This window comes from candidate division WOR-3 bacterium (assembly GCA_039801085.1).
Taxonomy (GTDB): Bacteria; Hydrothermota; Tepidihabitantia; order Tepidihabitantales; family Tepidihabitantaceae; genus JAOABP01.
Window position 1 is genome coordinate 673,247 of the sequence record JBDRTY010000001.1, and the last position, 20,753, is coordinate 693,999.

25 protein-coding genes are annotated in these 20,753 nt (G+C 53.7%); 13 read left to right on the forward strand and 12 right to left on the reverse strand.

Features of this window, described 5'->3' with window-relative positions; translation table 11 throughout:
* Positions 1–10 precede the first annotated feature (10 nt).
* Positions 11–343: a (2Fe-2S)-binding protein gene (locus ABIK48_03185; protein ID MEO0021159.1), complete on the reverse strand. Its 333-nt coding sequence runs from the start codon at positions 341–343 to the stop codon at positions 11–13.
* A complete protein-coding gene (gene purQ / locus ABIK48_03190) occupies positions 324–1,103 on the reverse strand; it encodes a phosphoribosylformylglycinamidine synthase I (GenBank protein MEO0021160.1) in 780 nt (259 codons plus the stop codon). Before purQ ends, ABIK48_03185 begins: the two co-directional genes overlap by 20 nt.
* A 98-nt stretch (positions 1,104–1,201) precedes the next feature.
* Between purQ and ABIK48_03195 the strand changes: the two genes are divergently transcribed.
* From ABIK48_03195 to ABIK48_03210, 4 genes are read left to right on the forward strand one after another with little or no spacing between them, the layout of a single operon-like run.
* Complete coding sequence (locus ABIK48_03195) at positions 1,202–1,795, forward strand: nuclear transport factor 2 family protein (protein ID MEO0021161.1); 594 nt, start codon at positions 1,202–1,204, stop codon at positions 1,793–1,795.
* Positions 1,796–1,837: 42 nt separating this feature from the next.
* Positions 1,838–2,695: a 3-hydroxybutyryl-CoA dehydrogenase gene (locus ABIK48_03200; GenBank protein MEO0021162.1), complete on the forward strand. Its 858-nt coding sequence runs from the start codon at positions 1,838–1,840 to the stop codon at positions 2,693–2,695.
* A gap of 20 nt (positions 2,696–2,715) precedes the next feature.
* The gene (xseA, locus tag ABIK48_03205) at positions 2,716–4,086 is read left to right on the forward strand and encodes an exodeoxyribonuclease VII large subunit (GenBank protein ID MEO0021163.1); all 1,371 of its coding nucleotides are present in this window, start codon (positions 2,716–2,718) and stop codon (positions 4,084–4,086) included.
* Positions 4,067–4,315, forward strand: a complete 249-nt coding sequence (locus tag ABIK48_03210) for an exodeoxyribonuclease VII small subunit (protein ID MEO0021164.1) — start codon at positions 4,067–4,069, stop codon at positions 4,313–4,315. Before xseA ends, ABIK48_03210 begins: the two co-directional genes overlap by 20 nt.
* On the opposite strand, the gene ABIK48_03215 is transcribed toward ABIK48_03210, so the two are convergent.
* A complete protein-coding gene (locus tag ABIK48_03215) occupies positions 4,312–4,479 on the reverse strand; it encodes a hypothetical protein (protein MEO0021165.1) in 168 nt (55 codons plus the stop codon). The two genes, ABIK48_03210 and ABIK48_03215, sit on opposite strands and share 4 nt — an antisense overlap.
* Positions 4,480–5,057: 578 nt before the next feature.
* Here ABIK48_03215 and ABIK48_03220 point away from each other — a divergent pair.
* On the forward strand, positions 5,058–5,807 hold the full coding sequence (locus ABIK48_03220; GenBank protein MEO0021166.1) for a HEAT repeat domain-containing protein: 750 nt from the start codon (positions 5,058–5,060) through the stop codon (positions 5,805–5,807).
* Between the two features lie 67 nt (positions 5,808–5,874).
* On the opposite strand, the gene ABIK48_03225 is transcribed toward ABIK48_03220, so the two are convergent.
* Both ABIK48_03225 and ABIK48_03230 read right to left on the reverse strand, forming a co-directional pair.
* Entirely contained in the window at positions 5,875–6,699 is an 825-nt protein-coding gene (locus tag ABIK48_03225) for a carbohydrate ABC transporter permease (GenBank protein ID MEO0021167.1), read from the reverse strand.
* Entirely contained in the window at positions 6,692–7,645 is a 954-nt protein-coding gene (locus ABIK48_03230) for a sugar ABC transporter permease (protein MEO0021168.1), read from the reverse strand. The genes ABIK48_03225 and ABIK48_03230 overlap by 8 nt, the downstream gene beginning before the upstream one ends.
* Before the next feature lie 109 nt (positions 7,646–7,754).
* Here ABIK48_03230 and ABIK48_03235 point away from each other — a divergent pair, with 109 nt between their 5' ends.
* The 3 genes from ABIK48_03235 to radC are packed head-to-tail and all read left to right on the forward strand — an operon-like array spanning position 7,755 to position 9,563.
* Complete coding sequence (locus tag ABIK48_03235; protein ID MEO0021169.1) at positions 7,755–8,330, forward strand: YbhB/YbcL family Raf kinase inhibitor-like protein; 576 nt, start codon at positions 7,755–7,757, stop codon at positions 8,328–8,330.
* Positions 8,320–8,853 (forward strand): DUF6125 family protein, encoded by a 534-nt coding sequence (locus tag ABIK48_03240; protein MEO0021170.1) that lies wholly within the window; start codon positions 8,320–8,322, stop codon positions 8,851–8,853. Before ABIK48_03235 ends, ABIK48_03240 begins: the two co-directional genes overlap by 11 nt.
* Positions 8,850–9,563, forward strand: a complete 714-nt coding sequence (gene radC / locus ABIK48_03245) for a DNA repair protein RadC (protein MEO0021171.1) — start codon at positions 8,850–8,852, stop codon at positions 9,561–9,563. Before ABIK48_03240 ends, radC begins: the two co-directional genes overlap by 4 nt.
* A gap of 10 nt (positions 9,564–9,573) precedes the next feature.
* Here the strand turns inward: radC and ABIK48_03250 are convergent, their stop codons facing one another.
* Complete coding sequence (locus tag ABIK48_03250; protein MEO0021172.1) at positions 9,574–9,798, reverse strand: hypothetical protein; 225 nt, start codon at positions 9,796–9,798, stop codon at positions 9,574–9,576.
* A 128-nt stretch (positions 9,799–9,926) separates the two neighbouring features.
* Here ABIK48_03250 and ABIK48_03255 point away from each other — a divergent pair, with 128 nt between their 5' ends.
* From ABIK48_03255 to ABIK48_03275, 5 genes are all read left to right on the forward strand, one after another.
* On the forward strand, positions 9,927–10,055 hold the full coding sequence (locus tag ABIK48_03255; protein ID MEO0021173.1) for a hypothetical protein: 129 nt from the start codon (positions 9,927–9,929) through the stop codon (positions 10,053–10,055).
* A 125-nt stretch (positions 10,056–10,180) separates the two neighbouring features.
* Positions 10,181–11,413, forward strand: coding sequence for a T9SS type A sorting domain-containing protein (locus ABIK48_03260; protein ID MEO0021174.1), 1,233 nt, complete (start codon positions 10,181–10,183; stop codon positions 11,411–11,413).
* A gap of 4 nt (positions 11,414–11,417) precedes the next feature.
* Positions 11,418–13,883 carry a hypothetical protein gene (locus tag ABIK48_03265; protein MEO0021175.1) on the forward strand — a complete coding sequence of 822 codons (2,466 nt, stop codon included), beginning with the start codon at positions 11,418–11,420 and terminating at the stop codon, positions 13,881–13,883.
* Between the two features lie 120 nt (positions 13,884–14,003).
* On the forward strand, positions 14,004–14,867 hold the full coding sequence (gene rfbD, locus ABIK48_03270) for a dTDP-4-dehydrorhamnose reductase (GenBank protein ID MEO0021176.1): 864 nt from the start codon (positions 14,004–14,006) through the stop codon (positions 14,865–14,867).
* Entirely contained in the window at positions 14,836–15,252 is a 417-nt protein-coding gene (locus tag ABIK48_03275; GenBank protein ID MEO0021177.1) for an NUDIX hydrolase, read from the forward strand. The genes rfbD and ABIK48_03275 overlap by 32 nt, the downstream gene beginning before the upstream one ends.
* On the opposite strand, the gene ABIK48_03280 is transcribed toward ABIK48_03275, so the two are convergent.
* From ABIK48_03280 to gcvH, 6 genes are read right to left on the reverse strand one after another with little or no spacing between them, the layout of a single operon-like run.
* A complete protein-coding gene (locus ABIK48_03280; GenBank protein MEO0021178.1) occupies positions 15,233–17,047 on the reverse strand; it encodes a glutamate mutase L in 1,815 nt (604 codons plus the stop codon). The two genes, ABIK48_03275 and ABIK48_03280, sit on opposite strands and share 20 nt — an antisense overlap.
* A complete protein-coding gene (locus ABIK48_03285) occupies positions 17,028–17,354 on the reverse strand; it encodes a hypothetical protein (protein ID MEO0021179.1) in 327 nt (108 codons plus the stop codon). The genes ABIK48_03280 and ABIK48_03285 overlap by 20 nt, the downstream gene beginning before the upstream one ends.
* Positions 17,355–18,800 (reverse strand): aminomethyl-transferring glycine dehydrogenase subunit GcvPB, encoded by a 1,446-nt coding sequence (gene gcvPB, locus ABIK48_03290; GenBank protein MEO0021180.1) that lies wholly within the window; start codon positions 18,798–18,800, stop codon positions 17,355–17,357.
* Positions 18,797–18,994 (reverse strand): DUF6485 family protein, encoded by a 198-nt coding sequence (locus ABIK48_03295; protein ID MEO0021181.1) that lies wholly within the window; start codon positions 18,992–18,994, stop codon positions 18,797–18,799. The genes gcvPB and ABIK48_03295 overlap by 4 nt, the downstream gene beginning before the upstream one ends.
* Complete coding sequence (gene gcvPA, locus ABIK48_03300; GenBank protein MEO0021182.1) at positions 18,984–20,339, reverse strand: aminomethyl-transferring glycine dehydrogenase subunit GcvPA; 1,356 nt, start codon at positions 20,337–20,339, stop codon at positions 18,984–18,986. Before gcvPA ends, ABIK48_03295 begins: the two co-directional genes overlap by 11 nt.
* On the reverse strand, positions 20,336–20,743 hold the full coding sequence (gcvH, locus tag ABIK48_03305) for a glycine cleavage system protein GcvH (GenBank protein MEO0021183.1): 408 nt from the start codon (positions 20,741–20,743) through the stop codon (positions 20,336–20,338). Before gcvH ends, gcvPA begins: the two co-directional genes overlap by 4 nt.
* Between the last annotated feature and the right edge of the window lie 10 nt (positions 20,744–20,753).

Genomic DNA, 20,753 nt, shown 5'->3' on the forward strand with positions numbered 1-20,753 from the left:
TCTGCCTCCTTTACAGTTTTCCCCGGCCGTGCTGACGCTCAACCCGTATCCCCTCCCGGAGCGGTTCCATACACACCATGGTATTCGGCACTCCATCCACCACCATCAGACAGGAAGAGCATTTGCCGACTGCGCAGAAAAATCCGCGGGCACGCTTATGCTTTTCGGTATAACGAAAAACCTTGATTCCGTTGGCGACCAGTGCGGCGGCAATTGTTTCCCCAAGGTAGCCCTGCATCGGCTTGCCTTCAAAATAAAAAGTGACCTTCTTGCCCCGATTAAAGGTTAATATCGGGTGATTAGTAATTCTGGTCTCTTTAGGTTCAGAGGTTTTCCTGGACATAGTTGACCGCATTTTCAAATATGACAATTCCATCCGGTTTTGTCAAATTTTCCCGATGCCAGCGGGGATGGTGTTCCCGTCTGGTATAGCGTTCGGGATGGGGCATCAGGCCGAAGATCCTGCCGGTAGGGTCACAGATGCCGGCAATGCCTTCGACTGAGCCGTTGGGATTATCAGGATAGCCTGCCCGTTCGCCCCGGGCATTGACATAGCGGAAAACTATCTGTCCGCGGGCATTGAGCTGGCGGAGAGTCTCCGGTGTATCAACAATGAACTTGCCTTCGCTGTGGGCAACCGGCAGATACACGATCTCAGGCAGGTTGCGGGTGAAAACGCAGGGGGTCGTTTCAGTTTTTAGATAAACCCAGCGATCCTCATAACGTGCGGAGTCATTGGCATCAAGGGTCACCCGCTGCGGTTCAAAGGGTTTTTCCAGTGCTGGTAACAGCCCGCTTTTCACCAGCACCTGAAAACCGTTACAGATGCCGAGAATCAGCTTGCCCTCGGCAAGAAACCGCTCGATTTCTTCTGCCAGATTATGTTTAATTTCATTTGCCAGCACCCGGCCGGAGGCAATATAGTCGCCATAGGAAAATCCGCCGGGAATTACAAAAATCTGATAGTTCCGGAGTAGAGCGGGTTTTTTCTTCAGCCGGTTAATGTGGACCGTTTCCGGACAGGCTCCGGCAAGTTCAAAGGCATGGGCGGTTTCCTCGTCGCAGTTGATACCGGCAGCAAAGAGCACGCACACGCGGACCATATTTGTAAAGGATAACCGGTTTCAAGCGACTGTCAATTGTGGAAAAACGCCGTATCAGCTTGAGCTTGATTGCGCCCGGGTATCGGTTAAAACATTAAGTGGCAAAAAACTGCTACTGGCTCTTGATATTTGCCGGGTGTGCCGCTGTTCTTGAACCAGCTGATGAGCGTGCAGGTCCATATTTTCGGGGTTGCGTTAATGTCGAGCGGTTCGTCGAGGGTTTTGGACAGAGGCGTCCCTCACGGCTGCTGGGACTTTTTACCAGTGAACCCGGAATTGAGATCGCCGGGCTGGGTGTGGTGGCTCAGGGCCGGGCTGAAATCGGCGATTTTCTGGCTTACGGACAGGTGGTGAAAGCCCGGTTGAAGCTGGTTGAACTGCGGATGGAAGCGGATTCAGTCTTCTGCCGGCTGGAGGAGAAAAACAGCTGGCTTGAACTGCTGGGTTGCAGTCCGCTGCAGTATCAGGCGGTTTTTCTGCTGGAAGAAGGGAAGATCAACCGGGTGCGCATCCGGCTGGAACCGGCAAGCCGGGCTGAGCTCATCGGCAAGGGGCTCCAGTTTTTTAACTGGCTCAAACATCAGGAACCCCAATTGCTTGTTCAGCTGATGCCGGACGGCAGGTTCCGTTTTAACGAAGAGAACGGGAAGAGGTTCTTGGAGCTGATTCGCAACTGGCAGGGGCAGAATTGACATTAATCATTAAAAAGGTTATTTTACAGAAAAGGAGGCAGATTGAATAATAAAAAAGTTGGTGTAATTGGTGCCGGAACAATGGGGTCCGGCATTGCCCAGGTTTTTGCTCAGAACGGTTACGAGGTGGTGCTGGTGGATGTGGAACAGCGGCTGATTGATAACGGGCTGGCAGCGATTAAAAAATCCCTCGACAAACTGGTGGAAAAGGGAAAGATTGATTCCCAGAGTGCGCAGGAGACCGTAAGGCGCATTACTACGAATCTGGAGCTGGCGGCATGCAGGGACTGCGGATTGGTGGTGGAAGCGGTCACCGAGAATGTGGCGGTGAAGAAGGATATTTTTGCCCGGCTGGATAAGATCTGCAATCCGGATGCGATTCTGACAACGAATACCTCCACCATTTCGGTCACCCTGCTGGGGGCAGCAACCAGAAGACCGGAGAAGGTAGCGGGGATGCATTTTATGAACCCGGTGCCACTGATGCCGCTGGTGGAGGTGGTGCGGGGTCTGGCGACTGCAGGGACGGTTATTGAGGAAATTGTTGCCCGGTCCAAAGAACTGGGGAAAGCCCCGGTGGTTGTCAACGATTCGCCCGGTTTTGTCTCCAACCGGGTGCTGATGCCGATGATTAATGAGGCAATTTTCTGTCTGGAAACTGGGGTGGCGGACCGGGAGGCGATCGACACGGTGATGAAACTGGGGATGAATCATCCGATGGGTCCACTGGCGCTGGCAGATCTGATCGGTCTGGATGTGGTGCTGGCGATTTTGGAGGTGCTGTATCAGGATCTTGGAGACCCGAAATACCGTCCCTGTCCGCTGCTGCGCCGGATGGTGGCTGCCGGCTATCTAGGACGCAAGACCGGCAGAGGATTTTATGATTATTCCCGGAAATAGCCGATCCGGTTAGGCAGACAGTGGCAACCGCTCCCGCAAGAAAAATCCTGACCGTTTCTCAGGTAAATGCACTCGTTGCCGAGATGCTTGATGAGTATTTTTCCGATCTCTGGATTACCGGTGAGGTCTCAAACCTGAACTATCATTCCAGCGGACATATCTATTTTAGACTGAAGGATGAGGGGGCACAAATTGATGCCGCCTGCTTCAGGAGCTCAGCTCAGAGGCTGAAATTCCGACTGGAGGAGGGGATGCAGGTTGTTGCCCATGGCCGGTTGGAAATTTATGTTCCTTCGGGGAGATACCAGATCATTCTTGATACGATCGAGCCCCGGGGCATCGGCGCTCTGCAGCAGGCGTTTGAACAGCTCAAGCGGAAACTGGAAAAGGAAGGGCTGTTTGCCCCCGAACGCAAACGTCCGCTGCCCAGACTGCCACGGGTGATCGGGATTGTCACCTCCCCTTCCGGTGCGGCGATCCGGGATATGCTCAAGACGCTGCGTCTCCACCGGGCGCACTGCCGGGTGCTTCTTTATCCGGTCCAGGTTCAAGGGGAGGGTGCTGCCGAACAGATTGTGCGCGCCCTTGCCGGGCTCAACCGGCGGGATGATGTGGAGGTAATAATCCTGGGTCGGGGTGGCGGTTCAATTGAGGATCTCTGGCCCTTTAATGAGGAAATTGTCGCCCGGGCGATCGCTGCCTCGCGAATTCCGGTGGTTACCGGTATTGGCCATGAAGTAGACTACACGATTGCGGACTTTGTTGCCGATTACCGGGCGGCAACTCCGACCGCCGCTGCTCAGAAAGTGGCACAGGGCTGGCAGGAGCTGGAGCAGCGGTTTGAACAGACAGAAAAGGAACTGGTAATGACTATTCAGGACCTGCTGTTTCATCTGGAGCAGCGGATTGATGAACTCAGCCGGCACCGGGCATTTGAGCAGGTGGTGCGCCGGGTCCGGGAATTCCATCATCATGCCGAGATCCTGCAGGCGGAGATGAGAGACGTCTTCCGCCGGCTGATCAGTGTTAGGAATGAAACCCTCAACCGGCTGAGGGAACGGCTCAGTCATCAGAATCCGGCAGTGAAAATCCGGCAGGGCATGATTCAGCTGAACGGACTGAAGACCGGATTGCAGCAGGCGATTACCGGTACAGTCACAGGCTTGAGCACCCGGCTGGCGCGTCTTGCCGGCGCACTTGAGGCTTTGAGTCCGCTTGCCATTCTCGCACGGGGCTATGCGTTGTGTTTCAGCGCGGATGGGACATTAATCAAGAAGATAAATCAGGTGGAACCTGGAGAAGAGATGCTGGTTCTGCTCAGTGACGGCAGGTTGAGGTGCGGGGTGCAGGAAAAAATCCCGGGAGGAAAAAATGGGAAACAAGAACAATGAGGAAAAAATTGATTTTGAGCAGGCGCTTGCCGAGCTGGAGAAGATAGTCAAGCAGCTGGAGAATGGCAGTCTACCGCTTGAGCAGTCGCTGGCGCTGTTTGAACGCGGGGTGAAGCTGGCGCGGCAGTGTCGGGAAAAACTGCAGGCGGCAGAGCTCAAGATTAATAAGCTGATTGAGGAGCGGGAAGGGGAGCTGAACGAGGAGCCGTTTTCCGAAGAACCGGATTAGAACTCGCTCATATCGTAGCCTAGAATCTTGGATTTCTTGAACTCGGCAACCTTGTTGCCCTTGTCATCATAGAGGACATAATTCTCGCCCTCTTCTACAATCTTTTCGGCGATGATGTTCACACGGAAAACAGGATTAGAATCCAGATAGATGTGAAAGGTCATAAACCAGCCCCTTTCTTTTTTATGAGCATACCTTTCTTTAGTCCGGCTGTCAACAACTTCTCCTTACCCGCCCTCCTTCACGGGTCCAGCTGTTCACAGGGCATTCCCGACCCGAAGCGGGGATGGGTTGGATAAGGTGGAGGGAAATCTGACAACGAAAAGAACCGTATCATCGCACGACATTCCGGAATCAGAGATAAACCTGAGTGCGGCTCCGGATTACCCGCGGGGAGTTGCGACAGGTCGCATGAACCGGACCGGGCAAAAGCGAACTCCCCAGTTACTCCCGGGTGAACCCCGGGTATGCCCATCTATTGAGGAGTTATACTATAGTTGTCATAAAATCATAGAGATAAATTTAATTGTTTATAATATTATTTATATGTGCGGGTTTGTGTACATATGCTGTTACTGGGGCAGTTCAGATTTGCCGTTTGGGGAAGGTGTTTATCGCATATCAGATGCTGACTGATGGGCGAGTAATATTCCAGCCTTGAATTTTGTTTGACAAAATGCATGCCTGAGTGTATAATTATATCAGGGAAGAAATTTCTGTATAGGAAGGGAGGGAGTCAGTTATGGAGGAAGTTCAAAAACTGATTCAGAATCTGCGGGATAAAAACCCGTGTGTGCGCAGCGGCGCAGCGTGGGCGCTGGGCGCTGCAAAGGACAGTTGTGCGGTGGAACCGCTGATTGAGGCACTCAAGGATGCTCACTGGGATGTGCGGCGTGGCGCAGCGATGGCGTTGGGGATGCTTAAGGATGCGCGGGCGGTTGATGCACTGATTGCTGCTTTGAAGGATGAGGACTGGGATGTGCGCTGGAGTGCAGCGTGGGCGCTGGGTGCGATCAAGGATGCGCGGGCGGTGGAACCGCTGATTGCGGCACTCAAGGATGAGCATGCTTGGGTGCGCTGTTATGCGGCTGAGGCGCTGGGAAAAATCGGTGATGCGCGGGCGGTTGATGCACTGATTAACGCACTGCAGGATGAGGATGCTGCGGTCCGGCGCAGCGCTGCCTGGGCACTTGGGACGCTCAAGGATATCCGGTCGGTAGAGTCGCTGATCGCCGTGCTGCGGGATGAGGACCCGGATGCCCGAGAGCGCGCCGCTTGGGCGCTGGTCAAGCTCGGGTCCCGGATCGTTGAGATGCTGATGACGGCAATGCGGCACAGTGACCCGACGGTCCGTCAGAGTGCTGCCTATGTGCTCCGCGCGGTGAAGGATGCCAATTCGTTTGAGTCGCTGATGAGTGCATTGCGGGATAATGATTCGGAACTGCGCGATCGGATTGCAGAGGCGCTGAACGCAATTGCTCAGATCAGGTAGGGCGGTTACGGCTGGGGAGTGCAGATTTTCTTATCCGAGCTGAAGGAGCAGCGGTGAGCAATATGATTTACTCCTTGAGTCCGGCGCGCGCCTGGGACTGGATGATCTGTTTCTGGGCGATGAAGAAGAGGATGACGAGTGGGATGATTGACAGCGTAGTTGCTGCCATCAGCAGGGTGTAGTTAGTGGACTGCTCACGGGAGAAGTATGCCAGTCCGACCTGCAGGGGACGGATATGATCGGAGTTGGTGACGATCAGTGGCCAGAAGAAGGAGTTCCAGCTGGAGATGACATTGAAGACGATGATCGTGGCGATCGGCGCCCGGCAAAGAGGAATAATAATCCGGAGGAGGATCTGAAGGGTGGAAAGGCCGTCAATTCTGGCGGCATCAAACAGGTCCTGCGGCAGCTGACGGATGTGCTGGCGCAGCAGGAAAATGGAGAAGATATTTACAATCCAGGGAACGATCATCGCCGCATAGGTGTCAATCCAGCCCAGCCGGTAGAGGATCATATAGGACGGGACAAGGTAGACCGGCAGGGGGATCATCATCAGAGCAAGCAGGAGCATAAACAGGACCTCCCGCCCCGGAAAGCGCAGCCGGGCAAAGGCATAGGCGGCCGGGATACCAGTGAAGAGGATGCCGGCAACCGACAGCAGGGTGATGAACACGGTGTTGCCCAGATAGCGCCAGAGCGGAATCTGGCGAAATACTTCAAGGTAGTTGCCGAACTGCCATTTTCCCGGTATCCAGGTAGGTGGGAATAAGAGTGCTTCAAGCGGTGTCTTGAGCGAAGTGACAACCATCCAGTAAAATGGCAGGAGCATGGAGACACTGCCCAGAATCAACAGGAGATGGACCGGCAGGTTGCGGATGGTTCTTTTAGCCATAATGCACCTTTTTCTCCAGAACCACCCGCTGGAGGAGGGTCAGGCAAAGGATGATGATGAAGGCAATAAAGGCAATTGCGGCACCGTAACCGAGGCGCCAGAGTTCAAAGGCGTTTTCATAGAAATAATACATCACCACCTTGGTCGTACCCAGTGGTCCGCCCGGCGGCGGTCCGGTCATGATCCAGACTTGGGCGAAGGTTTCAAAGGCGGCAATTGAGCTCATAATCAGAACATAGTAGGTTGTTGGCGAGAGCAGAGGCCAGGTGATTCTCCAGAAGGTTCGGAACCTGGAGGCGCCGTCAATTCTTGCCGCTTCATAATAGGTCTGGGGAATGTTCTGCAGACCGGCAAGGAAGAGGACTATGTTGTAGCCGAGTGCCTTCCAGATGCCCATCAGGACAAGCGAGATCAGGGCGACTGAGGGACCGCGCAGAGCATAGGGCAGATTATCGCCATGACTGCCCAGAATCAGCTGGAAGATACCCCGGGGGTCCTGAAGCCAGCGGATACCAGTGATGCCGGCAAGCGAAAGCAGGTAATTGAAGACGCCGCGTTCCGGATGGAGGAGCCATTTCCAGACAACCGAGACAGCGACAATTGAAGTGACCACCGGCAGATAGTAGATGGTGCGGTAAATACTCAAGCCGCGGATCCGCTGGTTGAGCAGCAGGGCGATGAAGAGGGAGAGAAATATTGTTGCCGGGACTTCAAAAACGATATACCAGCCGGTGTTTATAAGTGATCTGTAAAACATTGGGTCTTTGATGACCTCAAGATAATTACCCAGACCGACAAAGGCACGGGGACCAGCCATACCCCAGTCATACAGGCTCATCCGGACTGACAGCAGAATCGGGATTATGCGAAAGGCGATAAGAATGAGGAAGGCGGGCAGCAGCAGGAGGAGAGCATTGACCGCTTCACGGGCAGAGCGGGAAGGCATTAATTTGTATTTTAGACCGGCGTACGAGTGAGTCAATTATGCCGTCTCAAAGCCGGATTTGACTCCAAGCCATTCGAGAATAATCTATGTCTTATCCAGGAGGAACACGATGAGCAGGAAATTGATGCCCGTAATAATATTGAGTGTCATTTTTCTGACCGGCTGTGGTGGACCGAAGTCAACTGCCTCCTGCCAGCAGAATCTGCCTGCGACTAAAGGTAGACCGGTGCTGGTACTCACCAGTCCCAATTTTGCTGATGGGGAGACGATTCCCCGGAAATTCACCGGCGATGGCGAGGATGTTTCGCCTGAACTGCGCTGGGATAATGTGCCTTCCGGGACCAGAAGCTTTGCTTTAATCTGTTCTGACCCGGATGCACCGCTGGGCACATTCATTCACTGGGTGATATATGACCTGCCCGCAGATGTCCGGCACCTGCCTGAGGGAATGCCGAAAACGGGCGTGCTGGATAATGGTGCCCGACAGGGGGTGAACGGTTTCCGCAACATCGGCTACAACGGACCCAAACCGCCACCCGGCAGACCGCACCGGTATATTTTCCGGCTTTATGCCTTGGATACCATTTTCGGTGCCGAACCGGGAATTTCTGCCGGCAGGCTCGCCGGAATGATGGAGAATCATATCATTGCAACCGCTGAATTGACAAGAATTTATGGGAAGTAGTTATAAAGAAAAATATCCCCAGCTTGCAGAACTTAACCGGGATTTTCTGATTTCAATCCTTGAGGATGCAGCAAAAAACTGGCTGGCGCATGACGGGTTGTGGTTTCAGGGAGTGGAGCGCAGGTTCGGCATGGAAACGGCGATTGAGATTGATGCTGAGGCGTGGCGGCAGTTCAGTGCAATTGAGGCAAAGCGGATTATGGAGCGGCACGGCATTGCGCCGGGAAACGGAATTTCCGGTCTTGCCAAGGCACTGGGTTTCCGGCTCTATGCCTTTATCAACCGGCAGGAGATCACCGAGCAGACCCAGAACCGGCTGGTGTTTACGATGAAGGAGTGCCGGGTGCAGGTAGCGCGCAGGCGCAAGGGGCTTGATGACTTTCCCTGCAAAACTGTCGGTCTGGTTGAATATGAGTGGTTTGCCAGAACAGTTGATGAGCGGATACAGACCCGTTGTCTTTTCTGCCCGCCGGACCGGCATCCTGATGATGCCTGGTGTTCCTGGGAGTTTGTGATTAAATGAACCGAGCGTCGGAAACCGGTTCCTCCAGACGCTACACGATGCGGGATGTGCCGGCAGCGGAACGCCCCCGGGAACGGCTGGTGCGCTATGGTGCGGACAAGCTTTCCGGTGAGGAGCTGCTGGCGGTCCTGATCAGCCGGGGGACTTCCGGTGTGCCGGTGCGGGAGATTGCCCATGAGCTTCTGGTGCGGTTCGGCTCGGTGGCGCGGATTGCGGAGGCAAGCATTGAGGAGCTGAAGCGGGTGCCGGGCATCGGTCTGGCAAAGGCCTGTCAGCTCAAGGCGGCATTTGAGCTGGCACGGCGATACTTGGAAAGTCAGGTTCCGGAGCAGCGGCTGGAACTTGTCTCACCCGAGGCGGTGGTAAAACTGCTGCTGCCGCGCCTGATTGAGAAGAAAAAGGAGTGCTTCTTTACCGTGCTGCTTGACGCCCGGAACCGGCACATCCGGACCGAACAGGTCTCGGTCGGCAGTCTGGACACCACCCTTGCCCATCCGCGTGAGGTGTTTGATGCGGCGGTCCATGACCATGCACCGGCGATAATTCTGGTGCACAATCACCCTTCCGGGGACCCGACACCTTCAGATGAGGATATCAGGTTGACGAAACGGCTGGTGGAGGCGGGCAAGCTCCTGGGAATCAGGGTTCAGGACCACATAATCATTGCCGGCAGTTCCTATTACAGCTTCCGGAGTCGCGGACTGCTGTAGAGCCCGGGCTTCAGTCTTCCTCAGGCGGGGGCCAGACCGCCATACAGGCAGGGTTGGCGCAGCGCAGGGTTTCTGCCCGGCAGGCTTTGAGACAGCGGGGGCAGGAGGCGCTGCTGACCCTGCCATCCGGCTCCAGATAAGCCTCTTCCTCCCAGTTGTAATTGCACTTTTCACAGAAATAGCCGGCAAGGGTTTCATTACGATTGCAGGAGGGGCAGCGGCAGCGATTGCTCATACAATAGAATGATAATTTTATTGTCCCAGCATGTCAATGACGACGGAATGAATGAAAGCTTGACAGAAAAATCAAGTTTTTATAAAATACAGCTGGCTGCGGTGAGGATAAATTAAAAAGGAGGAAAAATGAACACCAGTAAAGTAAAGATCACCGCAGGGTTGTTGATTCTGATGCTTGCCGGACAGACCGCAGGTTCACGCTGGTTTTATTTCCCTACCCCCCCTGGTGTTATACCGGACCGGGTTCGGCACTGACCTACGGGAAAAGGTGGGATGAGCAGTTTGGTAAAATTTTTCTCCTCTGCACAGACTATCAAAGCGGACGGTATCGGTTCTTTAGGGCACCGGCATATTTTGATTACAACGGACAGACCGTCTTCTTGAACTGGCAGGAACTGAAGCCACCGCCCGTTGCCAGCCCAATTCCACCGGCAGATGCTGCACTGTGCTATATGGGTAATCCAGTAAGCTCGGAAGAAAAGGTTCTGGCGGTATTTTCTGGTGACCGGTATCTCTGGAGTTATGATGTGCCAAGTGATACTTGGTATCAGGAGATACCGATTGGCGGAAGTGATTCGCCGGGTGCTGGAGCGAGTCTGAAGTTTGGAGGGTTTCGAGTGAAAGAGGGAATTCCCGTCAATACCTTCTACCTGATAAAAGGGGGCAGAAGTTGTGAATTTATGGTTTACAATCGGCCTTATGTTCCGGCAAAGGGTGGTTACCCGTCGTTCCCATACTGGGAACTACTTGCTCCATTCATGGGCGGTCAGGGATTCCATGCTGGTGCAGATCTGGCGATGTATCATCCTGATCCTTATAAAATTCCGGCACCGGACACGATTTTTGCGATGAGGGGAGATGGAATATATTTCGGACTTTACCGGATCAGCCAGAATTGTTGGGAGCTGAGAGATAGTATCCTTGACGATGGTGCGTATGCCGGAGGTGCGTTGGTTTCTCATCCGCGCTGGGGTGATATCCGTGATGATGATCCGCCGTTTGAGGAGGGGCCTTCATATTCTGTCAATTCCATCCTGCACTGCTTCCGGGGGGAGAACAGGGAGGGAAAACCCACTTATGACTTTGACTGTTATGATGTCTATTCTTCTGGCAGCGAGCGTTGGAACGGTGATGCGCCCAATCCTGTTTATAAAGTAAGTTCCGGTTCTGATCTCTGTTTTGGCGGAATCTGGTATCGCTACAACGGACAGATTCGGTTTAAAGAATGTATCTGGGCAAGTTTCGGCGGGAAAATGCCGGTGCCCAACTGGTATATCGGGATTCACTACCGTAATCCGTTTCTCTGGGAGCAAAACTCTGAACCAGGAGGTTCCCAGTCGGCGATAGCACCGGTCAGGGAGGACGGCAGGATTAAAGTTCTGCCATCGGTTGCCCGGGATGACATTTTATTTCAGTTGTCCGGCACCGGCACTGGTGAAGTTTGTATTTATTCCGGTTCCGGACAGCTGGTGCGTCATTTACAGCTGAATTCCGGGAGTGTCACCTGGGATCTCAAGACAGAGGATGGCAAGAAGGTGCCTGCCGGTGTCTACATCTATCAGGTGCAAGCCGGCGGGAAAGAGACAAGAGGAAAGTTAACCATCAGGAGGTAATGAAATGAACCCTCACCGCAGCCTTTTTATTTTCATTGCTGTAATTTTTTATCGGATTTCAGCATTACCCGCCCCCCTGCCGGCTCAGCCTTTTAAACTGCTTTATCTTCCGGATTCGCTCGGTGGCTGTGCCGATTTTGGCACACCGTTTTATAACCCGAGAACAAATGAGGTTTATGTCTGGTCCGGACGGGCAGGAAACCTCGGGGTTCTTGACGCTTCTACGGGCGAACGGAAGCGTCCCTGGGTGTTGGATCCTCCTTATTATCTTACCTGGAATCAGTTTGCCCTCAATCCGGTAACGAACCGGATGTATACCGCCCGGACTTATGGTGGCAGGCGTGATGATGACACATTTGCAGTTGTATATGACTGTTCAACCCGCAGCCCGGTTGAAACACTTTTTGTTAACAGGAACGGCATGGAGTTTCAGAGTAATTATCTTTCAGTGAATACCGCCTCAGATCAGTTCTTCTGGAGTGTCAGTCTGGGCGGGGTGAATCGGACATACATATTTGATGCCCAGACCGGCGAGTTGAGAAAAATCGGCCCGGCAGGACCGTTTATTCAGCATCCCTGCCGGCCGGTTGCCTATCAGGGTCATTATTCATATTCAATCACAGTCTGGGATTGCACCACCGATTCAATTATTGATTCTATCGCTGCGCCCCCGGGATTCCGTCGTTTCAACTTTTTGGTCTCGATGATTGCTCCGGATTCGGAGTTGCTGTTTGTTGCCGGAGATTCAGAGTGGATGATCGCACAACATTTATTTGTGATCAGCTGTCGCAACAATCAAATCATCGGCCGGCTCAGGTTTGCTGACCAGCTGGCATCATGGGCGTGTTGTGATTACAATCCATTCAACAATAAGCTCTATGTTGCGACTAACACGAAAACATTTGTGATTGACCCGGTCAGGTGCCAGATTGTTGATTCGCTGGGGGATAGGGGCGCGTTGTATTACAATCCGGTGCACAATCTTCTGTTCCGAGCTACGGTGGCAAGTGATTTTATTGATGTTTTTGATGGTGCTACCAATCAGCTGGTCGCTCAGATTCAGGCACCGGGCAGCGATGGAGTGATGATTCCGGAAGTTGACAAACTGTTTCTTAGAGAGGGAGGGGGTAATATTGTGATGGTTGACTGTTGCCGCCTGCAGCTGGAACGGTATTTCAAAATGGGTTATGGGAATCAGGCGCTGACCCTGAACCCCAATACAGAACGGCTTTATGTAAACGATGTCATGAGGGATACGATGTCCTCAATTCTGGTGGTATACGACGCCCATACGCTCCAGCCGCTGGGTGTCCGGGATTACCGGCATCAAGTTGATCCGGCTGAATGGTTTTACGACCTCTGTCCCGCACCTCCGGAGAACAAAATCTATCTGACTTCGGGCAAGGGGCTGGGGGTTTATGTTATAAATGGCGAACAGGATTCGCTGATTCATCTTATCCCCTGCGATGCGGGCGGACATCAGCTGGTTTACAGCTGGCGGTCTAACCGGATGTTTGTCTGTCCGTTTACCCAGTCGGGCTATCTTCACATCATTGACTGTGCTGATGACCGGGTTGTCGCCAGTTACTGGATTGACGAAGGACCGGTTGACGGCTATCTTAATTCTTTTAATGAACTGCTTTATTGCCCCACCGGCACCAACCCCTCCTTTCTCTGTCTGTTTGACACCTGTGGTACGATGCTGAAGCGGATCCGGGGCTTGGGTAATCCGGTTGTCTTTCGCAACCGGAGTGATATTCATCAGGTATATATTGCCGCTCACCAGGATACCTGCTTGTATGTCTTTGACCCTTCACTTGTCAATGTGATTGACACTGTTCAGAATGTCCCTGTTTACGAGCGTAACTTTGCCTATTATGACTCCATTGATGATCGCATTTACTACCCAGCTGGTAATCCGCTGCGAATGCTGGTGATTGACTGCGGGTTGAACAAGGTGGTAGATTCAATAATGTTTCCTCCAGATTATGGCAACGACAATTTTGCGATTTTTTACGATATCGGATTCTGGAATCCGGTGTCAAACCGGTTGTATTGGCTGGGCAGTATCATTGATTGCCGGACGAACCGGATTATTGCTGAGATTCCGGTGCTGGCGCCTACCAGAACAGCCTGGAATGAAGCCGATAATATCGTTTTTGTCAATGACCACTGGCGGGCAAAGGTAGTGGCGGTAAGGGATAATCTGATTGGCTGTGATGAAAGGGGCACCGATGATATTATTAGCAGCGTCGCACTGCTCTTACCATCTCTGGGTAATAGGTTCGTCCGGGGTCCGGGCATTACCGGTGAAATAAGGGTATTTGATGCTGCCGGAAGGGCGGTGAAAAATATCAGACCAAAACAGCAGGTATTTGATGCCCGGAGTTTTGTGCCCGGAATTTACTTTGCGACTGCGACCGGATTTGACGGCACCCGCAGGGTGCAGAAGTTTACTGTCATCAGATAAGGGTTTAATCACTGATCCCCGGTTGCCGGATAACTGAGCAACCCGGTGTTGTCACAGCCGATAATTGGATGTGAAAAAACTGCCTTGCCTTTCCGGTTTCGAAGTTTAAACTGTTAATGAATGAAGAAGGTGCTGGTAACAGGCTCTGGCGGGCTTTTGGGCAGGGAGCTGATGCGTTTTCTTGAAGCAACGGGTGAACCGGTTACCGGCTGGGACCTGCCGGAGCATGATATTACCCGGATTGAGGAGTGTATTAACGCCATCCACGAGGAAAATCCGGAGGTGATCTTTCATCTCGCCGCCTGGACCGATGTTGACGGCTGTGAGGCGGAGCCGGCGCGGGCGCTGGCGGTAAATTTTCAGGGGACCTGGGCGGTGGCGCTCGGTGCGGCGGAAACAGGGTGTAAACTGGTGTATTTATCAACCGATTATGTTTTTGATGGCAGGAAGCGGAAACCCTACCGGGAGAGCGACAAGCCCAATCCGCTTTCGGTCTACGGCAGAAGCAAATACCTGGGGGAGCAGGTGGTGATGAAGAACTGCCGGCGGTATTTTATTGTCCGGACGAGCCGGCTTTTCGGCCGACACGGCAGAAATTTTGTCAATACGATTCTCAGCCGGGCAAAGGTGGACGATGAGCTGCGGGTGGTCAATGACCAGACCGGTTCGCCGACCTATGCGAAAGATCTGTGTCTGCCACTGGTGCGGCTTGCTCGCTCCGAACATTACGGTATCTATCATCTGACCAATTCCGGTCAGTGCACTTGGTTCGAGTTTGCCCGGGAGATTGTCAGGCTTGCCGGCTTGAACTGCGAGGTCATACCGATTACGACCGCCGAAAGCGGGCGCCGGGCACCAAGGCCCGCATATTCGGTGCTGGACAATCATCATTACCGGCGCCGGTTCGGTTTGGAGTTGAGACCCTGGCAGGAGGCATTAAGGAGTTATCTGGATGAGATACAGGCAGCCGAAACTGGCGGTTGACTGCATAATCCGGCTACAGGACCGGGTGGTGCTGATTTACCGACGTAATGAGCCGAAGGGCTGGGCACTGCCGGGCGGTTTTGTGAACTACGGCGAGACGGTGGAGCAGGCGGTGGTGCGGGAGGTCCGGGAGGAAACCGATCTGGAGCTGGATAATCTCCAGCAGTTTCATGTCTATTCTGATCCGAAGCGGGATCCGCGCGGGCATTGCGTTTCAGTGGTCTTTACCGCTGAGGGCAGAGGTGAACCCCGTGCCGGTGATGATGCGGGTAAAGTCATGCTGCTGGAGCTGGACCAGCTGGATGAAGTTAATTTAGTTTTTGACCACCGGCAGATTCTTGAGGATTACCGTCGGCGGTGCGGTGCTAATCCGGATAGGCGTTAAGCTGCTTTGCCCATTTGTTGAGCTGCTGGCGCCGGGTGTTGTCATCTTCGGGCAAAACCAGCGGCCGGCCGCGAGCGTCAATTATCACTCCGGATAATCCGCCTTCCACTTCTGCTTCAACGGTCTTACCCGAGCCGGCACCGACATCAAACCCCCGCTCTGGAGTGATCACTGCCTTTGCTTTTTCACCTACCGGGAGTGGCAGGCACTGAATGTCACCGAAGTTAACCTTTGCCTCCAGTGTTTCTCCATTATTCTTGATTATCCTGACATGAACACAGGTTTTGCCTTCCTTGCCCTGGCCCGCCGGTGCGATGCTCGTGCCGAGGTGAATCAGACAGTCTTTTTCAAAGACTTCCTGTGCCGCCTCCGAATGGACTTCAGTCAGCACCCCGAGATGAGGCATCATGAAGATGGAGTCGACGGTGAGCCGGGTGACTCCTTCGGGTTGAAATGCGTCCAAAAGCATCATTGCCGCCTGCGCCCGGCGCGGGGCATGGGAAAGAGCACCGCCGGAGCCGACGATCAGCGCCAGTTCCATCATATTGACAAGCGTTTCACCGGTGCGCGCCTGCGCAAAGGCATCGGAAATGGTTCGCTCCTGCTGGACACCCTTGAGTCCGACCGCCATCGATTTGTGGTGTTGAAGTGCCAGACGCAGGGCTTCGCGGGCAATTGCCTGCTCCAGCTTCAGGTCCTCCAAAGTTGAAGGAATAGTAGTAGGCCGGATCATCTTGTTGCGAATCCGGTTCCGGACCTCGCTTGTCGGGATGTCGAGGGGCAGCCAGCGGATGATGTTCCTTTCTCCGGCTTCAGCCAGCACATTGGAGACGGAATAGGACATTCCGAGGTTGGCGGAGACGGTGCGGTTGAAGATGCCCTGAAATACGCTGAAGACATCGGTGGTGGCACCGCCGATGTCCACCCCCAGAACTGCAATCCCCTGACTCTTGCCGATGTTTTCAATCAGCAGTCCGACCGCACCCGGTGTGGGCATGATCGGGACATCGGTCCATTCCATCAGTTTCCGGTAGCCGGGTGCGTGTGCCATCACATGTTCCATGAACAGGTCATGGATCTTGTGCCGTGCTGGTCCGAGATTTTCCCGCTCAAGCACGGGCCGGATGTTTTCCACAATCACCAGACTGGTTTTATCCTTCAATGTCTTGAGAACCAGCTCCCGGGCGTCCTTGTTGCCGGCATAGATAACCGGCAGGTTGTAGCCGATACCGAAACGGGGTTTGGGATCGGCCGCGGCGATCAGTTCTGCCAGTTCTACAACATGGGAAACGGTGCCGCCATCAACCCCGCCGGAGAGCAGAATCATGTCCGGCCGGAGGGTCCGGATGCGCTCGATCTTTTCGTGAGGAAGCCGGCCGTCGTTGGAGGCGATGACATCCATGACGATGGCGCCGGCACCCAGCGCTGCCCGCGCCGCACTCTCTCCGGTCATCGTGAGTACGACACCGGCAACCATCATCTGCAAGCCGCCACCAGCTGAGGAGGTGGAAATGTAGATGTCGGTTCCTTCCTTTTCACTCGCTTTGGGTTTGTAGATGCCTTCACCCTTGACCAGTTTAACACCCGAAAGTTCTTCCACCTCCATCACCGAATTGAGCACACCTTTGGTTACATCTTCAAACGGGGCTTCGACTGTCGTCGGCGCCTCGCCCCGGACGATCAGCCGGTATTCACTGCCCCGTTTCTCAATCAGAATTGCCTTGGTGGTAGTGGAGCCACAGTCAGTGGCAAGGATACGGGTAATCTTTGTTTTATCAAACTTTGGTTTGTCCATTTTCACCCTCACTTTCAGTTTTAGGCTTTCGGCGTTCCTCTTCCAGCTGTTCAATCGTCTGAATCAGAATTTCAATGTTATTGCGGTCCTCTAACAGGGCGGCAATTTCGTCATACTGGTGGAAGGGAAACAGCGCCATGATGATTGGCTGAAAAAAAACCATCAGCTGGGAGCCGACAAAGGAAAGTGGTTTGGTTGATTCCAGGAGGACAACTGCCACCGGCGTAAGCCGGAGCTCGACCGTCTTGCGGGCGATTCGGGTCAGAATCTCAGTCTTGCGTTCGGGGGTAATATCAGAGGCAAACATCTATTCCTGATAGTTGACATCCAGCAATCTTGACGCCCGTGCCTCATCAAGCCGGCGCACCGGAGTGGTGTGGGGAGCATTGTGGAGAATTTCCGGTTGCGTCCGGGCTTCTTCAGCGATCTGTTTCATTGTCCTGATAAATTCATCGAGTGATTCCCGGGATTCGGTTTCGGTCGGTTCAATCATTAGTGCCTCCGGTACGATCAACGGAAAGTAGACGGTGGGTGCATGCAGGCCGAAATCAAGCAGCCGTTTCGCCACATCCAGCGTCCGGACGCCGTGCTGTTTGAGGTTGTTGCCGGAAAAGACCACTTCATGCAGGGACCGCCGGGCGTAGGGAAGTTCATAAATTCCTTCCAGTTCACGGCGGATGTAGTTGGCGTTGAGCACCGCACATTCGGCGACCCGCTTCAGACCTTCGGCACCGAGCATGCGGATGTAGGTGTAGGCGCGGACCAGAACCAAAAACTGGCCCAGGGAACCCAGAACCCTGCCGATAGAATCAGGACGGTCATATTCCAGCCTGTAACCCTTTTCGCCTTTGACAATTACCGGCCGGGGCAGAAATGGCTCTAGGTGTTTTTTGACTGCAACCGGTCCGGCACCCGGTCCGCCCCCACCGTGCGGAGTGGAGAAGGTTTTGTGCAGATTGATGTGCATCAGATCAAACCCGGCATCAGCCGGGCGGTGAATTCCTAGATAGGCGTTGAGGTTGGCACCATCAAGATAGACGAGCGCACCCTGTTCGTGCATGATTTCACAAATCCGTTTGATCTCCGACTCAAACAGTCCGAGGGTGTTGGGATTGGTCACCATCAGGCAGGCGACACAGCTGTTGCAGGTACGCACCAGTTCCTGCGGGTCAATCAGTCCTTGGTCATTGGATTTGATCTGGACCGCCTGAAATCCGGAAAGCACTACTGAAGCGGGGTTGGTGCCGTGTGCCGAGTCGGGCACAAGCACAAGATTACGGTTCTCGCCATTTTTTTCAAAATACTTGCGTACCATCATGATGCCGGTGAGTTCACCGTGGGCACCGGCAGCGGGCTGCAAGGTTACAGCATCAAATCCGGTAATCTCCTTCAGAAATTCTCCGAGTTCAAACATCAGCTGGAGCGCACCCTGAATCAGCGTTTCCGGTTCGTAGGGATGAAGGCTGGTAAAGCCGGGTAACCTGCTGGTCAGTTCGTTGACTTTGGGGTTGTATTTCATCGTGCAGGAGCCCAGCGGATAGAAACCTTTATCTACATGGTGGTTCAGCGTGGAGAGCCGGGTGAAATGGCGGATGATGTCAATTTCCGACAGTTCGGGGAGGCGATTATCAGCCCGAACCATATCAGAACCGAAGACGGCAGCCGGGTCAATTGCAGGAACATCAAGCTCCGGCAGAGACCAGGCGCATCTGCCCGGACAGGAAAGTTCAAAGAGCGATTTTTCCGGTTTCATTTCTTCCTCATACTGGTGATCAGCCGGTCAATCGACCGGTCATAGGTTCTTTCTGCTTCCGGGGAAAAGAAGCAGCCGGGAATTTCCCCGTGCTGACGGTGATAGGCGACACATTCACAGCAGCGTCCTTTCCGCGCGCACGGTTCATAGGTGCAGGTGCAATTTTTGCGGTTTGCCTTCAGGTTACATTCCATAGTTGCTCCTGAACTTTTTGATGAATGATAGATACTGATCAAGTTCCTGACGGGTGCGTTTTTCCGTGACCGCAACGAGCAGCCGGTTCTGCCACTGCGGGTTGAACTGCCCGAGATCAACTCCAGGGAGAATTCCCTTCTGGACACCGGCGGCGATAATTTCATCTGCCGGGGCAGGGGTTTCAACGACAAATTCCTTAAAGCAGGGGGCAGAGGCGGGCAGCTTAAAGCCCGGAATTCCTGCAATAGCAGTGGCAAGATATGTTGTCTTTGCCAGACACTGCCGGGCAACCTCCTTAATTCCCTCTTTGCCCATCCAGGCAAGATAAACGGTGGCAGCCAGTGCACACAGCGCCTGATTGGTGCAGATGTTGGAGGTGGCACGTTCGCGCCGGATATGCTGTTCCCGAGTCTGAAGCGCCAGCACATAGCCAGTTCTGCCTTCAACATCAACTGTGCGGGCGGCAATCCTGCCCGGCATATGACGGATGTATTTCTTCTTGGCAGTCAAAATTCCGAGATATGGTCCGCCTAGGGAAAGGGGAATACCCAGCCCCTGACCTTCTGCGACCGCAATGTCGGCATCATAGGCGCCGGGTGGTTGAAGGATACCGAGGGATATCGGGTCAACGGCAACAATAAGCAGTCCACCAGTTTCGTGAATCAGCCGGCCGATTTCCTGAACCGGTTCCAGCGCGCCGAAGAAATTCGGATGCTGAATGATCACTGCCGCGGTATCGGTGTTGAGCAGTTTCTGGAGTGCATTGAGATCGGTGAGCAGGTTATTGTCCGGAATGGCGACAATCGGGACATTCAAGCCATGGGCATAGGTGTTAATCACCTCCCGGTAAACCGGATTGACAGTATTACTGACGAGCACCTGAGCACGACCGGTAATGTCCCGTGCCATGTGAACTGTCTCCGCGAGGGCAGAGGCGCAGTCATACATGGAGGCATTGGCAACCTCCATTTCAAACAACCGGCAGACAAGGGACTGGAATTCATAGATTGACTGGAGTGTCCCCTGACTGACTTCAGCCTGATAGGGGGTATACGCGGTATAGAATTCAGGCCGGGAGATGATCGTATCGATAAGTGCCGGCCGGTAATGGTCATAGGCACCTGCCCCGGCAAAACAGACCAGCTGGTCCGTGCCGGCGTTGAGGCTGGCGAGCCGGCTGAGTTCGCTGATTACTTCGGGTTCGGAAAGAGGTCGGGGAAGGTTAAACCGGTGCCGGTATTTGAGTTCTTCCGGGATAGTGTCAAAAAGTTCCTCAATGTTTTTAACGCCGATGCGGTCCAGCATCTGGCGAATATCTTCCGGAGTATGGGGCGTGTAATTCAATGATGCTCCGATCTTTTTACCAGTTCGGCGTAGGCGGTATGGTCCAGCAGGCTGTTGATCTCTTCCGGGTTGGAGATTTTAATCCGGCAGAGCCAGCCCTGACCATACGGATCACGGTTGACCATTGCCGGCGCCTCGCCTTCCGCCTTGTGGATTTGAGTATTGGCTTCAATTACTTCTCCCGAGAGTGGGGCGTAAATATCCGATGTTGCCTTGACCGCTTCGATAAAGCCGATCGGATCGTTCTGTCTGACCGTTTTGCCGAGCGCGGTGATTTCCACGTAGACAACATCGGAAAGTTCGTGCTGAGCGAAATCGGTAATTCCCACAGTGGCAATATTGCCTTCAATTCTTACCCACTCGTGGGTTTTTGTATATTTCAGATCCTCGGGAATTTGTGCCATTTATATCCTC

Excerpts from the sequence above, each read along its gene's own strand:
- ABIK48_03280 (MEO0021178.1), bottom strand. The coding sequence starts at position 17,047 with ATGGACAAACCAAAGTTTGATAAAACAAAGATTACCCGTATCCTTGCC.
- ABIK48_03210 (MEO0021164.1), top strand. The coding sequence starts at position 4,067 with ATGGGAAACAAGAACAATGAGGAAAAAATTGATTTTGAGCAGGCGCTT.
- gcvPB (MEO0021180.1), bottom strand. The coding sequence starts at position 18,800 with ATGAAACCGGAAAAATCGCTCTTTGAACTTTCCTGTCCGGGCAGATGC.
- rfbD (MEO0021176.1), top strand. The coding sequence starts at position 14,004 with ATGAAGAAGGTGCTGGTAACAGGCTCTGGCGGGCTTTTGGGCAGGGAG.
- ABIK48_03230 (MEO0021168.1), bottom strand. The coding sequence starts at position 7,645 with ATGCCTTCCCGCTCTGCCCGTGAAGCGGTCAATGCTCTCCTCCTGCTG.
- ABIK48_03220 (MEO0021166.1), top strand. The coding sequence starts at position 5,058 with ATGGAGGAAGTTCAAAAACTGATTCAGAATCTGCGGGATAAAAACCCG.
- ABIK48_03255 (MEO0021173.1), top strand. The coding sequence starts at position 9,927 with ATGAACACCAGTAAAGTAAAGATCACCGCAGGGTTGTTGATTCTGATG.
- ABIK48_03215 (MEO0021165.1), bottom strand. The coding sequence starts at position 4,479 with ATGACCTTTCACATCTATCTGGATTCTAATCCTGTTTTCCGTGTGAAC.
- purQ (MEO0021160.1), bottom strand. The coding sequence starts at position 1,103 with ATGGTCCGCGTGTGCGTGCTCTTTGCTGCCGGTATCAACTGCGACGAG.
- ABIK48_03265 (MEO0021175.1), top strand. The coding sequence starts at position 11,418 with ATGAACCCTCACCGCAGCCTTTTTATTTTCATTGCTGTAATTTTTTAT.
- ABIK48_03250 (MEO0021172.1), bottom strand. The coding sequence starts at position 9,798 with ATGAGCAATCGCTGCCGCTGCCCCTCCTGCAATCGTAATGAAACCCTT.
- ABIK48_03275 (MEO0021177.1), top strand. The coding sequence starts at position 14,836 with ATGAGATACAGGCAGCCGAAACTGGCGGTTGACTGCATAATCCGGCTA.
- ABIK48_03295 (MEO0021181.1), bottom strand. The coding sequence starts at position 18,994 with ATGGAATGTAACCTGAAGGCAAACCGCAAAAATTGCACCTGCACCTAT.
- gcvH (MEO0021183.1), bottom strand. The coding sequence starts at position 20,743 with ATGGCACAAATTCCCGAGGATCTGAAATATACAAAAACCCACGAGTGG.
- ABIK48_03285 (MEO0021179.1), bottom strand. The coding sequence starts at position 17,354 with ATGTTTGCCTCTGATATTACCCCCGAACGCAAGACTGAGATTCTGACC.
- ABIK48_03225 (MEO0021167.1), bottom strand. The coding sequence starts at position 6,699 with ATGGCTAAAAGAACCATCCGCAACCTGCCGGTCCATCTCCTGTTGATT.
- ABIK48_03185 (MEO0021159.1), bottom strand. The coding sequence starts at position 343 with ATGTCCAGGAAAACCTCTGAACCTAAAGAGACCAGAATTACTAATCAC.
- ABIK48_03235 (MEO0021169.1), top strand. The coding sequence starts at position 7,755 with ATGAGCAGGAAATTGATGCCCGTAATAATATTGAGTGTCATTTTTCTG.
- ABIK48_03240 (MEO0021170.1), top strand. The coding sequence starts at position 8,320 with ATGGGAAGTAGTTATAAAGAAAAATATCCCCAGCTTGCAGAACTTAAC.
- radC (MEO0021171.1), top strand. The coding sequence starts at position 8,850 with ATGAACCGAGCGTCGGAAACCGGTTCCTCCAGACGCTACACGATGCGG.